Below are 13,367 nucleotides of genomic sequence, written 5' to 3' on the forward strand. Positions count from 1 at the left end.
TCCCCATTGCCCCTAATCCCCAGAGGGGGCCCCGAGTTCCCCATTCCCCATTCCCAAAAGGAGTTTTATCATGACTGAGTTAGCGCCAATAATTCAATTAGGCAATCCAACATTGCGCCAAAAAGCTGCTTGGGTTGAGAATATTCAAGATGAGCATATCCAAAAATTAATTGAAGATTTAATCGCCACTGTTGCCAAAGCTAACGGCGTGGGGATTGCTGCGCCTCAAGTAGCACAATCCTATCGTTTATTTATTGTGGCTTCCCGTCCTAATGCCAGGTATCCCAATGCCCCGGAAATGGAACCTACTGCCATGATTAATCCCAAAATTATTTCTCACTCAACTGAAGTTGTCAAAGATTGGGAAGGTTGTTTAAGTGTTCCAGGAATTCGGGGGTTAGTTCCTCGGTATAAATCTATTGAAGTGGAATACACTGACTATCAAGGCAACTTACAAAAGCAAGAATTAACCGATTTTATCGCTCGGATTTTTCAACACGAGTATGATCATCTCGACGGTATCGTATTTGTAGATCGCCTAGAAAATACTCTCGATATGATTACTGAGCAGGAATACCAACAACGAGTTGTTAACAAATAAATGGGAGTGGGGAGTGGGAATTGCTATAGTTCAATTAATTAAAAAAGCGCTGCGATCGCAGCGCTTTAAGCGTGTACTTCGCAAACTTGGTCACCTCGCCACAATTGATACAACCGCGTTGCTGGCATTGTCATATACAAAACATTACCAACATTGAGCTTAGTTTCTAATAAATCCCAGTCATGAAGGGTTTGCTGGTTTATTTCTACGTACAAAGGTACACAGTCAGTGGACATGGCTACATCTTTCACCCACTGACCACAAAAGGCATGTGAAGGTGTAATCACAGTTGCAAAAGCCACCCAAAGACTATCTGCTGTAATGCCATTGCCAAGGATGCGTCCCCCTAGTGCAGCAGCAGCAAAAGCTGGGGCTGCTAGTTCAGCCGGACTCAGTACGGCCTCGAAACCAAATAGCTGTTGCGCTATGCCAGCAAAATCGGGATCGGCATAATTAACAATCACAGGAATGCTGGGTGTCAAGCCTTTGGCTTTGAGGGCAATTTCCAGATTGGTAGCATCATTGTTAGTTACAGCAAGCACTGCGGCGGCAGACTCTATATTGCTGGCTTTGAGTATTGTGCGAAAGCTGGCATCACCCTGAATGACGGGGATACCGAGTTCACGGGCGGTATTGATATATTTATTGTTGGAGTCGGGTTCAACTACTACAACTTCATATCCGCTGGCGTGGAGTTGCTGGACAATTCTCACCCCAATACCACTCAAGCCACAGACAATGTAGTGATATCGCTGGGGAATTCGGGCTGCATCCCAAAATTGCTTAAAGCGGCTTCCCAAGACAAAATCGGTGAGCATTGCATACCAAATACCAATCACCACTGCTCCAACCAGCATCATCACAACAGTAAATAACTTAATACTGTTAGGAGCATTTTCTACTACTTTGTCATTACCACCCGCTCCCGTAATCATGCCTACAGAAAAATATAGAGCATCGACAGGAGACAAACTCAACTCAGCCGACATATAGGTGAATGTAGCAATCGCAATAACCGCCAATAGTGCAATAGCACCCAGCACTACTGATCGCCCGTGTTGCTGAAACAGCCTAAGATTAGTCAGGACTTTCAGCAGTTTTTTAATCAATGATCTCCGAGGAGAACGGATACGGGGTTGGGTGCCAACAATTAAGCGATCGCCTACTTGTATCTTTTGTCCAGATATTACAGCCGACACCAAATCCATCTCACCTTTTACTGGCAAGTAATAAATCAGCATCCGCGATCGATCTTCCCAGAATTCACTCAGCTTTCGACCCTTCCAAAAGTGGTTTTCATCAATGTATTCTTCGTGAATTGGCCAAGTTTGCTGAAATAATTTGATTTGTCCGATCGCTTGGCTTCCCAGTGCTGCAAACGTGAATACGGGTGCTACTAATCCCACAACACTCATACTCAAGTGGTCTGGCAAACTTTGATCTAGGCGCTCCCCCAAATTTGTATTATAAAAACGGTTGATAATCCGAATTTGGGGATTCAGCACCCGCGCTTGCATCATAATTGACAAATTTAGAGCATCTTTAGATCCAGTAATTACTAAGGTGTGTGCGTGTTGAATTCCGGCTGCTGTTAGGGTAGAAGCTGCTTGTAAATCACCAACAATTACGTCTCCTGTTGTTTCGCCAGGGATGGATTGGTGATGAATACCAACAACGAAGGCTCCCTGCTGTCTCAGCAACCGAAAGGTTTTATATCCGGTAAGTCCTAAGCCACAAACAATAATTCGAGGTTTCATGAAACGGCAGCATCTTTTACAGGTAGGGCTGCATTTCTAGTTATTTATCAATATTGTTGCCCACTTTCCAAGAATATAACTGTAGCTGACGACACGATTGTTTCAATTGGAGGCAGGGGATAGGAGGTAGAAGCACGAAGTAGAAAGAGGATTATATAATTTGATGATTGAGGGTAAAAGGTTTTATAGGACTTCTTGTGTTGAGTTTAATAGAGACCTAACAAGAACAGTCCCTTCCCTGCAACGAAAGGTGAGTAAGATTTCATTCCTCTCTCCTTTTAAGCTAAGGTGTACACACAAGTATTTTGACCTGCAATGCGATTGTATCGGCTGACAATGCGATTGTATCGACTGACAATGCGATTGTATCGACTAACAATGCGATTGTATCGACTAACAATGTGATTGTATCGGCTGACAATGCGATTGTATCGACTAACAATGCCAATGCACATCCTACGTTACCTAGCAACTATAAAAGCGCACTATAATTTGATACCTCAAAATAGTAGAGTTTTTTTTAGCCAGGGTTTGAAGAGGCAATAAAATAATATAGAAAAATATGGCAACTTTTGTAGGTTGTGATACGCTATCTGCTTGAAGAGTGTCGAGGAACCCAAAATGACTAAGCTGCGCGTGGGGTTATTGTTTGGCGGTCGTTCGGGAGAACATGAAGTTTCGATCAACTCAGCACGGGCGATCGCTAAAGCCTTAAGTGCAGAGGAAAATACTAATAAGTACGAAATACTGCCTTTTTACATCCAAAAAGATGGACGTTGGCTAGCTGGAGAAGCACCCGAAAAGGTTTTAGCAACCGGCACTCCGCTTCTGGAATCTGAACAATCAACATCTGTTGAAAATCTGATATCCAACCCTCAAGCCCAAACCCTGAATAAGTGGCAATCTCCCTCTCAAGTTGCCCAAGTGGATGTTTGGTTTCCCATTCTCCACGGCCCCAACGGTGAAGACGGGACAATTCAAGGGTTACTAACTTTGATGCAAGTCCCTTTTGTTGGTTCTGGGGTGTTAGGTTCCGCAATGGGGATGGATAAAATTGCCATGAAAATGGCTTTTGAGCAAGCGGGACTACCACAGGTAAAATACAAGGCGATAACTAGAGCGCAAGTTTGGTCTAATCCTTGCGTATTTCCAAAACTGTGTGATGAAATTGAGGCAGCATTAGGTTATCCCGCTTTTGTCAAGCCTGCTAATTTGGGTTCATCAGTGGGTATTGCCAAAGTGCGATCGCGCCCAGAATTAGAAGCCGCTTTAGATAATGCTGCCAGTTATGACCGAAGGCTGGTTGTAGAAGCTGGTGTTGTAGCTAGAGAAGTCGAGTGTGCCGTTTTAGGTAATGATCAACCCCAGGCCTCTGTCATTGGAGAGATTACTTATGACAGCGATTTTTATGACTATGAAACTAAATATACAGAAGGAATGGCAGATTTACTGATACCTGCATCGCTTCCAGATGCGATCGCTCGTCAAATTCAAGACATGGCTTTGCAAGCTTTTGCAGCTGTTGATGCTGCGGGGTTGGCAAGGGTAGATTTTTTCTATGTAGAAGCGACACAAGAAGTTTTGATTAACGAAATAAATACGTTGCCAGGCTTTACTGCGACTAGTATGTATCCCCAACTCTGGGCGCATAGTGGAGTTTCCTTTCCAGAATTAGTTGATCGGTTAATTCAACTTGCTCTTGAAAAACATTCTCCTAGCTGATGGAGAAAATAAGCGAACTGATTTCCAGATTTTTATAGCAAAAAGTTACAAGAAATACAGAATTTTGGCAAAATTTATCCAGATTTAGTAGCCTATATTTTACAAAAAAGCTACTTGAATCTGAACTTTTGTTACGGATACCTGATGCTTGACTCCTCCAGTACAATTTATGGACTAGAGGGGTACAAATCTGAAAGTAATCATGGAAAAAAGTCAGAGTGTACAGCGCGAGCCAACCCAACTCAGAAGGGCTACTCCAGAGCTGACAAAGAAGAAATCGAGATTAAAACCAAGCTCGAATGTTCTGATATATCTGGTTGCACATCATCCTTGGCTATTGTTAACCGGGTGTTTAGCCATGTTTTTAGGAGGAGGTGGCTTTGCCCTGTATAGCTTAGGTAATGCTGGACAGGTAACACAAGAAGAACCAGAAAAAATCCCGGTTATAGTTGAAGAACCAATCAATGCGCCCTCTGAGAATAGTAATCCTACACCTTTATGGATGGTAGCTGCGATCGTCCTGTGCTGTGGTAGTGGTTGCTTGCTGATTTTCCGAATGCTCAACTCGAGAAAGCAACCGGAAAAAGTCCAAAAACAGGTTAACCGTCATCAAGCACGCTTGGCACAGAACCATTACCAAAGATTGGAACCTCGCCTTCCCAAGAACCAACCAGTTTTTGTGCCACAGCAACAACTAATGCCGATTATGCAGATGCCACTTAAAACAAAACATTTGGTGACAGTTCTGCCAGCAGAACACAAGCACCACTTGGATACGCGCACAGAATCTTTAGCAGACTTAATGGATCTTCGTAAAGATAGTTCATTGTCTGCAATTTTACGGCAGTATTAAAGTTCCTGTAAAGCAAAAACCCGTCAAAACAATATTTTTTGCGAATAAAGGCACGGTTATACCGTGCCTTTACTAATACAGGACTAACGCAAAATATCTCTCAAACTCTCATTTCTCCGTGTCGCGCCAGTTGCTACCCTGCCTTAACGCTAAGAGCGTAGCTTGCTTCCCCGTAGGGGTACAAGTCTCTTAACCGCAAGGGCGCACTGGCTTCTCTGCACCTCTGTGGTTCGATTTTTCGTTACCTGTGCGTAAGTCCTATAATATCTAGACCTCTACCAAAACGGCTTCTCGCAGCTTGGCAATCACATCACTTAAATTACCCGTGTTCAGGCGGTAACTTAGAGGATGGGCAATCAACCGCGCCGTGCTTTCATAGAGAGTAGCAATTTCAATCAAACCATTTTCGCGCAAAGTCCGCCCTGTAGAAACCAAATCCACGATCGCTTCTGACATTCCAGTAATCGGGCCTAGTTCAACTGAACCATACAACGGCACTATTTCCACAGGTAAATCTAGACTGTGGAAATATTCACGAGCGCAATTCACATACTTGGAAGCAACTCTACCATGCGGAGGTAAATCTAAAGGCGATTGGTAAGAACTAGATGCTTTTACCGCCACCGACATCCGACAATGCCCAAACTGCAAATCCACCAAGTGGGCAACTTGCGGTTGCTTCTCCCGCAGCACATCGTAACCGACAATACCCAGTTGTGCTTGGCCATATTCCACATAAACAGGCACATCGTGCGCCCGTACCAACAAAGCTTTTGCAAGTCCCTTAGTGTCAGGAATTTGAAGTTGGCGAGTACCTGAATCTAAAAAAGCACTAAAGTCTAACCCGACAGATTGTAGCAGGCGGATGCTATTTTTAAGGAGTTCCCCTTTTGGCAATGCAACAGTCAGCATTCTTTTTCTTGTATCCTTGGCGTCCCAGCAGTTGAATAATATTGAGAATATCTCTATATGCTTACCACAAGCAGCATGAGAATTTTATTAGTTGATGATGAAGTTGAACTAACTGAACCCTTGAGTCGCTTATTAACTCGTGAGGGTTACACTGTGGATGCCGCTTACGATGGCACAAGTGGCAACGAACATGCACAAACAGGCAGTTATGACCTACTAATTTTAGATTGGATGCTGCCAGGAAAAACGGGGTTAGAGATTTGTCAGCAATTGCGACGCCAAGGTAAAACCACTCCCGTGCTGTTTCTCACAGCCAAAGATACTCTAGATGACCGCGTACAAGGTTTAGATGCTGGTGCTGACGACTATTTGGTTAAACCTTTTGAACTACGAGAGTTATTAGCTAGAGTCCGGGCTTTATTGCGTCGTTCCGGTTCCCAAACCTATGAAACCACCACTGGACGCCTAACTGTAGCTGATTTAGAACTCGATTGTGAAAATCAAGTAGCCTATCGCCAAGGAAGAATAATTGAGTTATCGCAAAAAGAAAGCCAGTTGCTGCAATATTTTATGGAACACACTGGGCAACTAATGACTCATGCCCAGATTATGCAAAATTTGTGGCAAGAAGAACAACCCAGTAGTAATGCGATCGCGGCATTAATTCGTTTGCTGCGTCGTAAGATTGAGGTAGGTAAAGAAACTGCGCTGATTCACACAGTCTACGGCAAAGGCTATCGTTTCGGTGCTTCCTCAGTAGAGTCAGTTTAGCCACCTGTTTTCAACTCACAATGATTCGGTTAATTGGTTAGGAGAATCATTGATATTTTTCAGTCTTTGCGACTTTAATTCCTGTCGAAGTTTGTTGTAGAGGGATGAATCCACAGGCATCATAATCTGTGAAATCCCCTTCCAGACACCAAGCTGATTATTTGCACCCATATCTTCCATGAGTTGCTCAGTATAACGCAAGGAAAACGAAAAAATGCATGTCCCTCTCGCTACAACACTATGGTATTGAGTTTTCATCCAATCCATATCTGCTGCCATTTCTTGATACATTACTGATGGCGAAGGCAATAACAAGTTGCCTTTGACATACTCTAGCAGCCACCAAGCAGCAACTTCTGATGTTAACTGACTGTAGAAGCTGGTGTTATAGCCAACAAAACCCATTTGTGGAATATTAGGGTGAATCAGATAACGGTAAAGGCTAAAATTACCATCTTCATCAATTATCTGTCGGCGATATTTTTCTTCGAGAAAGGGAAGCTCTTGGCGAAATCCTGTACCAAAAATTACTATATCTGCCTGCAATTGCTGACCATTGGTTAATTCTACGCCATCAGGGATAAACTTGGCGATGCTGGTTTTAATTGCCTGAATTTTACCAGAGTGTACGTACTTGAAGAAATCTGGAGGAGCTATAGTAATTTGACAGTTAGCCTGATTCATCGAATGTTCGGGCAACATACCGCAGCTATCAAGACCGAATTGCAGGCGTAGCAGCATCTCGTTAGTGCGCCAGAAAGCCCACACTAGTGGTTTACCCAGAGTGTGCAGCAATTTTTCAATCCGTCCCATTTGATGGTGGGGGAACCAAGCTTCTGCAAAGCGGGTTAATAAAACATACTTCAGGTTTACTAAACCCAGAAAAAATCTAGGAACCTTCCACAGGGGTTGACGGAAGACGAGGGTGGATTCTTTGGCTATGTTCGCCGCCAAAGTCGCAATGTCGCAGGCAGATTTGCCAAAACCCACTACAACTACCCGCTTACCCTCAATTATTGAAGCATCGTTAAACTCAGTAGAATGGAGTACCCGTCCTCCAGATGCTGTGAACTCCTCCCTACCAGGCAAAGAAGGTAAATTAGGGAAACTAAATATTCCATTACACACTAGCACAAAGTCAAATTCGTGCTTTTCCTCTTTTGTTTCACCCCCATTCCCTTTTTTCACTCTGATGGTAACTACCCATCCTGGCCGTTCTCCAGTTTTTCGAGAAACATTAGTAACTTCCGTCTGGAAACGAATTCTTTCAATAACTCCAAAATTTTGGGCGTATGAATTTAGATAATTTTGCATATCCTCTGCTGTGGGCCACTCTGGGTAGGATGCAGGCATGGGATAGTCAGAAAAGCTATATGTGTCACCCGTATTCTGAGTTGTTAATCCTGGGTAACTTCGAGATTTTTCCCAAACACCACCAAGTCCTTTTTGTTTCTCGAATACAGTAACGTCGTAGCCTTCCTCGACAAAAGTTTTAGCTGTTACCAGACCGCTAATTCCGGCCCCAATCACGCAAATTTGTTTGATTTCCATTCTTTTTCAAGTAAATGATGAAATAATTTTCGCAAAGATGAATTTAATACCATGATGCAATTTATGTAAATACACACTAATCGGTCAATATAGCGCTTCTTTGGATAGCCAGACACGGGAAGGGGAACTTGACGCAAGCTAAAAGCGGGGGACTAAATTTATGTCTCGTGTCCCTCAGGAGTATGCTTATGAAAGGGATTGTTCTAACGGCTTACATACTAGTCAATTATAAAGTTTTAACAAGCTTGTTGAATATGTACTAAAATATATAGTACATATGAGCTAAATACTGAGCTAACAAGCTTGCATTATTGATTATTTGTGAAATGTTTATCTGGTACAGTAATAAACAGTACTTAGCACGAATATTCATTATGTATATCAATGCTTAACCAACAACTTATCAACAATCAGAAGAACAAAGAGCTATGCTGGACAAGCTCATAAAATATTTTGTCTACGCGACAAAAGGTTATATTACAAAAACACAGCTAATCAAGTTTTTGTATTTAGCTGATCTTTACTCTGTCAAATGGACAGCAAAGCAGCTTACACATCTGGATTGGCGTTATTATTACTATGGGCCTTGGAATGAGGATATAGATAATGCTTTAAATCAAATAGATGGTAAAGAAATATCTCAAGAATCTCAGGGAGATACAATACTTATCAAACTTGGTGCCCAAGCAGGTAATCTAGATGATTTGGAATTGCCTGTAAGTCTGACGCTAGTGCTAGATAACATTAGGAGAGAATGGGCTGGTGCAGGACAAGATAAACTTACTCAGTTACTAGAGTATGTGTATAACACTGCTCCTATGATGGAAGTAAAAGATACCCATAAACCCGAAGAAAAAGTTAAACTTAACTTACAAGCAGAAAGAGATAAATTAATCAATGAATTAGGCAATTAGGATTATAAGGTGGCTGGACAAAAACCTAGACAGGGTTGGATCTATTTTATTAATCCCTATAAGGTATCTCTACGTTGTAGAGTTGGACACACTCATATTTATGATTTAGATGAGCCAGATGAAGTAGAATGTCAGACTGTCTCTTGCACTGAAAACATTAATTGTAGTAGAGTTTTTAGAGGATCACACCCTTATATAGTTTGGACAAGTGATGAATTTCAGGATACATCAGGTTACATAGCAACTTTTTCTGTTATTCCTCTAACTTCACAAACAACATCTAACGGTTTACCAACAACGTATCCAATTAATCTTACTGGCCAAAACGGCCTTGATAAAAATTCTTATGTTTTAGTTCATCAACTGTGTACTGTTGATGCTAATTGCTTCAAAGATCCAGCAGGAAATTGGTTGGAACGCATGGGACAACTAGCTAAAGCAGATAAAGATGCTATAGATAAGCGCTTAAGGTATTTTTTAAATATTCTAGACAATCCTAGTGATGACTGGTTTGCTCAAAATGCAACTATAGAGCTTTTACAAAAAGTTTTTTATTTTCTCCCTGACAAAAATACAAGAAATAGAGCCATAGAAGAATTAATAAACAATTTAGGCTGATCATAAATGAGTAGTCATTGCTGACAACTTTTCTGTAACTTTATCTTTAACTATTCCCAATCAGGGAGAGAAGCAGACATAAAACACTTAAATACCTTACCGTGATTGGGAACGAGGAGATGCACCAGTTCGTGAACAATCACCAACTCACCCAATTCTTTTGGTAAGTTTAGCAGTTCAATATTCAAAGTTAAGCGTCCTGTGGTGGAGATAGATGCCCATTTGCGCTTCATGGGACGCAGTTGAATTTGTTTGACTTGGACTTGAATGCGATCGCTCGATTCTCCCACAGCATCCTTAAGTGCTTGCGCGTCTTTCCATTTTGGATTTGGAATTTTGGAGCCACTGCGTTGCGGGGGTTCCCCCCGTTGTAGCAAGTGGCGTGATTTTGGATTGTCGTAGCTAGCAATCATGATTTGACTCGTTCGAGTTTTAGTAGGTTGTTGGTGACTTCAATGATTTGCTAAACTAAGCTTGTAATAGGATAAATAGTAGCGTAAAGTTCGGTTCTTAAATCAATTTCCTGACGTGCATCCCACGAGTAATCAGGGAAGTTGCCATAAATGGCGTTGATGGTTTCGGCTTGGTTAATATCAAGGCAATCAACTGCTTGCTTGATGAGAGTGGAAATCGCAAAGGTCTTTTCATGAACCTTGAGCCGTTGCCGTTCTGACTCTACTTCTACGCATTCATTGGCAATTTCATCTAGTCTAGCTAAAGCAACACGAGCCTCTATTTGGCGGTTTTCAAAGCTGGCGTAAGCAAATTCTGCACGTTCGCCAATGGAAATCAAAAAAGGTGATCGCCTTTTTTGCTCGTCTACTGCTTTCAACAATGTCTTACTCAAGTTTAGAACTTTTTCTGTATCCGTCGTGCTATTTCGGCGGAATTGTTCTAATTGCTAGGCATTGAGTTCGTGGATTGTCCCTGGCATTTCCAACTCTCCGATTGTAACGTTGGGGCGTACCAGTTCTTTGGTTTTGGCGCTGAGTTCAAAGCTACATTCTAGTTCTCTAAAGTGACATTAATTTCTCAAAGAGGATATTAATTTGTTAACAGTGACATGAATTAGTGAAAAGTGACATTAATCTGTTAACAGTGACAAATAATTAGTTAATGTACAAAATACTTAAAAAGTGGGTGACGAGGGATTTGAACCCGCAACCAATAGATTAAGAGTCTACTGCTCTACCGTTGAGCTAGTCACCCACACGAATAACCATCATAGCAGACTCCTGACAATTTAGCTAGTGCCGCGCCCAAAAAACGAATTAAAAAACGAATTAAAGGGGGAATTTGATGATGAAGGTGGTTTGACCGGCTCCACTCTCTACATCAATTGAGCCGCCTAAATGTCTGACCATTTTCTGCACTAATGCCAATTCCAGTCCAGTGCCGCTATGTTTCCAAGGATCATGTTTGGAAAGGTGATAAAAAGGCTCAAAAATCCGTGACAGTTCATTACTGATAAGCTCTAGTCCCGAATTGCTAATATTAAGCTCTACTGCGTCCGTTATCAGGTGAGCAGAGACTGTGACGGTCTCACCTGCTGGGGTATATTTGCAGACATGGTTAAGTAGTTCGGTGATAATCCTCTCCATATCTGTGATATCTGTCTCTAAAGGCGGGAGTGCAGGATCAACACTCAGGTTTAACTGCTGTCGCTGGCAGTTAGTGAGGTCTCGAAAAGACTCGACAATGGGGTGAAGCCAGCTTTGTAAGTCAATGGCAATCAAAGTTGGGGGATCGGGTTCAGCTTCTAGATATGTGAGTGTGAGTAGATCGTTAATTAACTTGTTTTCTCGTCCACACTCGTTATGCAGAATCTGCAAGAGTTGTGGAACTATTTCTATATCTAATATTTCTGCTGGTGTAAGCACACTTTCGAGAGTTTGGACTGCAAGGCTGATGCTAGTTATTGGTGTCCGCAGTTCTTGGGACAGGTTTCTGAGAAATTGGTTTTTGAGCCGATCGCATTTTTCTAATTCTTTAACCTGTGCCTGGGTTTGTTTGTAAAGCTGGGCTTGACGAATGGCGATCGCACATTCACTTGCAACCTGCTGCACTAACTCGATTTCAAATTCATCAAATGCCTCTTGTGATGGTCTTGTCAACCAAATGTTTCCCAAAATCCCTTGAGTATCAAAAATTGGACAAGCCATCTGGGACATAACCAACAACTTTGGTTGCCATCCCGGCACCATTTCCAAAAATTGCAATGGTTGTTTTTGCAACAAGGGCTGATAAACTTCAAGACGGTCTGCAATCTTTTTAGTCAATCCTTGACACCGAGGTAGGTTAATGCTGCACTCGTAGGTAATAGTAACCAGAGTTTGACAAGTGCTATAGAGTTCGATTTGGCAACGGTCAAGGTTCAGTAACTCTGCTAATTCCTGGGTGAGTGTCTGCAATACCTGACTTTCATTCAGACTGTCGCGGATTTGTTCTGTCATGCGTCGCACCAAGGCTTCAAAGTTTCGCACCTGCTGCAACTGATTTTTATGCTTCTGTTTGTGCAACTCTAACTTTGCTTTGAGATCCTTGATCTGCTGACGAAGTTCTGACTGTTCAGCAGCAATGCCGATTTGAGTTGCCAACTGAAGAGTCAAGTCAGTTTCTGTTTGCTGCCATTGACGCGATTGGTGGCACTGCTGGGCAATCAATAGCCCCCACATCTCTTGCTCTTTGAAAATCGGTACGACTAGATTCGCTCTCACTTGTAAAGATGCCAGAAAATCTATATGGCAAGGATGCAACCCAGCTGCATAAATATCTTCGACAATTTGAATGCAACCTCGCCCGTAATCTTCTCGATGTTTGCCACTAAAGCAGGGATCGGTGATGTTTTTTCCCAACAGGGGATCAGTCACAGTTGATTCGGCAATGATTATCCCACTGCCATCAGCCTCGAAACGATAAATGAGGACACGATCGCAATTCAAAAACTGTCGCAGTTCAATTGTTGTCTGATCCAGAATTGTGTCTAATTCTACAGATTGGTGAATCCGTCCGGCGATCGCTTCTAGCAGTTGTTCCCGTTCAACCTGGAGTCCAACTGCCTGTTCTGCTTGCTTCACAGGAGTGATATTGCTACTAGTACCAATCAGTCGATAAATCCGTGAGTTAGCATCCCGTAGCGGGGTGAGAGTCGTACTCCAGCAAGTCGGAACCCCCTGGAATTGCAAACATTGTTCGTAAGAAATAGTTTTGCCGAATAGCACACATTCAGCATAATGTTGACACACCTTAGCAGCATCGATAGGGGAGAGAATATCCTCTGGTTTTTTGCCCCGGAGATCATCTGAGCGAATGCCTATCCACCTTTCATGAGTAGGATTAAGTGCCACATATCGAAAATCTCCGTCCTCCAGAACATCAACTACAAATATTGATACTTGCACAGAATCGTACATGCTCAGTAGAAACTGCTCACTACTACTTTTTTCATCTACTTCTGTACCGAAGAGAATCTGAGGTGGTGATAATTTTGTCAACTCCATAGTTGATTCCGTTGGATTTATATTCATGCGAGAGTCCCTGTCTGGTATTACTGACTCTTCTAGGCGCTCTCTTGTTGTTACGCTTGTAGTAGATGCACTTTAGCGCCTATAGCAAAGTCTTGTCAGCTGTTGCTCATCGAAATTTGAATCTTTCTCTACTTCTGGTCA

At 42.4% G+C, this 13,367-nt stretch carries 13 protein-coding genes and 1 tRNA gene; 6 read left to right on the forward strand and 8 right to left on the reverse strand.

The genetic code is table 11. The annotated features are described in order from the left end of the window. The first annotated feature begins 70 nt into the window (after positions 1–70). Complete coding sequence (gene def / locus ACFFAP_RS11570; protein ID WP_375511351.1) at positions 71–601, forward strand: peptide deformylase; 531 nt, start codon at positions 71–73, stop codon at positions 599–601. A gap of 65 nt (positions 602–666) precedes the next feature. On the opposite strand, the gene ACFFAP_RS11575 is transcribed toward def, so the two are convergent. Both ACFFAP_RS11575 and ACFFAP_RS11580 read right to left on the reverse strand, forming a co-directional pair. Beyond that, positions 667–2,358: an NAD-binding protein gene (locus tag ACFFAP_RS11575; protein WP_375511352.1), complete on the reverse strand. Its 1,692-nt coding sequence runs from the start codon at positions 2,356–2,358 to the stop codon at positions 667–669. 283 nt (positions 2,359–2,641) lie between these two features. Next, a complete protein-coding gene (locus ACFFAP_RS11580) occupies positions 2,642–2,806 on the reverse strand; it encodes a hypothetical protein (RefSeq protein ID WP_375511353.1) in 165 nt (54 codons plus the stop codon). A gap of 173 nt (positions 2,807–2,979) precedes the next feature. Between ACFFAP_RS11580 and ACFFAP_RS11585 the strand changes: the two genes are divergently transcribed. Beyond that, the gene (locus tag ACFFAP_RS11585; protein ID WP_375511354.1) at positions 2,980–4,080 is read left to right on the forward strand and encodes a D-alanine--D-alanine ligase family protein; all 1,101 of its coding nucleotides are present in this window, start codon (positions 2,980–2,982) and stop codon (positions 4,078–4,080) included. Between the two features lie 202 nt (positions 4,081–4,282). Beyond that, positions 4,283–4,933, forward strand: coding sequence for a hypothetical protein (locus tag ACFFAP_RS11590; RefSeq protein WP_375511355.1), 651 nt, complete (start codon positions 4,283–4,285; stop codon positions 4,931–4,933). Between the two features lie 267 nt (positions 4,934–5,200). Here ACFFAP_RS11590 and hisG read toward each other — a convergent pair whose 3' ends face one another. Continuing rightward, the gene (gene hisG, locus ACFFAP_RS11595) at positions 5,201–5,845 is read right to left on the reverse strand and encodes an ATP phosphoribosyltransferase (RefSeq protein WP_375511356.1); all 645 of its coding nucleotides are present in this window, start codon (positions 5,843–5,845) and stop codon (positions 5,201–5,203) included. Between the two features lie 75 nt (positions 5,846–5,920). On the opposite strand from hisG, the gene rppA reads away from it, so the two are divergent. Next, complete coding sequence (gene rppA, locus ACFFAP_RS11600) at positions 5,921–6,616, forward strand: two-component system response regulator RppA (RefSeq protein ID WP_375511378.1); 696 nt, start codon at positions 5,921–5,923, stop codon at positions 6,614–6,616. Positions 6,617–6,631: 15 nt separating this feature from the next. Here rppA and ACFFAP_RS11605 read toward each other — a convergent pair whose 3' ends face one another. Next, positions 6,632–8,167 carry a flavin-containing monooxygenase gene (locus ACFFAP_RS11605; protein WP_375511357.1) on the reverse strand — a complete coding sequence of 512 codons (1,536 nt, stop codon included), beginning with the start codon at positions 8,165–8,167 and terminating at the stop codon, positions 6,632–6,634. A 428-nt stretch (positions 8,168–8,595) separates the two neighbouring features. Here ACFFAP_RS11605 and ACFFAP_RS11610 point away from each other — a divergent pair, with 428 nt between their 5' ends. Together ACFFAP_RS11610 and ACFFAP_RS11615 are read left to right on the forward strand one after the other, a co-directional pair. After that, a complete protein-coding gene (locus tag ACFFAP_RS11610) occupies positions 8,596–9,081 on the forward strand; it encodes a type II toxin-antitoxin system antitoxin SocA domain-containing protein (RefSeq protein ID WP_375511358.1) in 486 nt (161 codons plus the stop codon). Between the two features lie 9 nt (positions 9,082–9,090). Further along, positions 9,091–9,699, forward strand: coding sequence for a type II toxin-antitoxin system PemK/MazF family toxin (locus ACFFAP_RS11615; RefSeq protein ID WP_375511359.1), 609 nt, complete (start codon positions 9,091–9,093; stop codon positions 9,697–9,699). Between the two features lie 50 nt (positions 9,700–9,749). Here the strand turns inward: ACFFAP_RS11615 and ACFFAP_RS11620 are convergent, their stop codons facing one another. From ACFFAP_RS11620 to ACFFAP_RS11635, 4 genes are all read right to left on the reverse strand, one after another. Then, positions 9,750–10,112 (reverse strand): M48 family metallopeptidase, encoded by a 363-nt coding sequence (locus ACFFAP_RS11620; RefSeq protein WP_375511360.1) that lies wholly within the window; start codon positions 10,110–10,112, stop codon positions 9,750–9,752. Between the two features lie 50 nt (positions 10,113–10,162). Further along, complete coding sequence (locus ACFFAP_RS11625; protein ID WP_375511361.1) at positions 10,163–10,546, reverse strand: hypothetical protein; 384 nt, start codon at positions 10,544–10,546, stop codon at positions 10,163–10,165. Positions 10,547–10,836: 290 nt separating this feature from the next. Beyond that, positions 10,837–10,908, reverse strand: a tRNA-Lys gene (locus tag ACFFAP_RS11630). A 74-nt stretch (positions 10,909–10,982) separates the two neighbouring features. Further along, the gene (locus tag ACFFAP_RS11635; protein WP_375511362.1) at positions 10,983–13,226 is read right to left on the reverse strand and encodes a GAF domain-containing protein; all 2,244 of its coding nucleotides are present in this window, start codon (positions 13,224–13,226) and stop codon (positions 10,983–10,985) included. Between the last annotated feature and the right edge of the window lie 141 nt (positions 13,227–13,367).

Origin of the sequence: uncultured Nostoc sp. (genome assembly GCF_964245575.1) — a bacterium.
In the GTDB taxonomy this organism is placed as follows: Bacteria; Cyanobacteriota; Cyanobacteriia; order Cyanobacteriales; family Nostocaceae; genus Nostoc.

Excerpts from the sequence above, each read along its gene's own strand:
- def (WP_375511351.1), top strand. The coding sequence starts at position 71 with ATGACTGAGTTAGCGCCAATAATTCAATTAGGCAATCCAACATTGCGC.
- ACFFAP_RS11575 (WP_375511352.1), bottom strand. The coding sequence starts at position 2,358 with ATGAAACCTCGAATTATTGTTTGTGGCTTAGGACTTACCGGATATAAA.
- ACFFAP_RS11585 (WP_375511354.1), top strand. The coding sequence starts at position 2,980 with ATGACTAAGCTGCGCGTGGGGTTATTGTTTGGCGGTCGTTCGGGAGAA.
- ACFFAP_RS11590 (WP_375511355.1), top strand. The coding sequence starts at position 4,283 with ATGGAAAAAAGTCAGAGTGTACAGCGCGAGCCAACCCAACTCAGAAGG.
- hisG (WP_375511356.1), bottom strand. The coding sequence starts at position 5,845 with ATGCTGACTGTTGCATTGCCAAAAGGGGAACTCCTTAAAAATAGCATC.
- rppA (WP_375511378.1), top strand. The coding sequence starts at position 5,921 with ATGAGAATTTTATTAGTTGATGATGAAGTTGAACTAACTGAACCCTTG.
- ACFFAP_RS11605 (WP_375511357.1), bottom strand. The coding sequence starts at position 8,167 with ATGGAAATCAAACAAATTTGCGTGATTGGGGCCGGAATTAGCGGTCTG.
- ACFFAP_RS11610 (WP_375511358.1), top strand. The coding sequence starts at position 8,596 with ATGCTGGACAAGCTCATAAAATATTTTGTCTACGCGACAAAAGGTTAT.
- ACFFAP_RS11620 (WP_375511360.1), bottom strand. The coding sequence starts at position 10,112 with ATGATTGCTAGCTACGACAATCCAAAATCACGCCACTTGCTACAACGG.
- ACFFAP_RS11635 (WP_375511362.1), bottom strand. The coding sequence starts at position 13,226 with ATGAATATAAATCCAACGGAATCAACTATGGAGTTGACAAAATTATCA.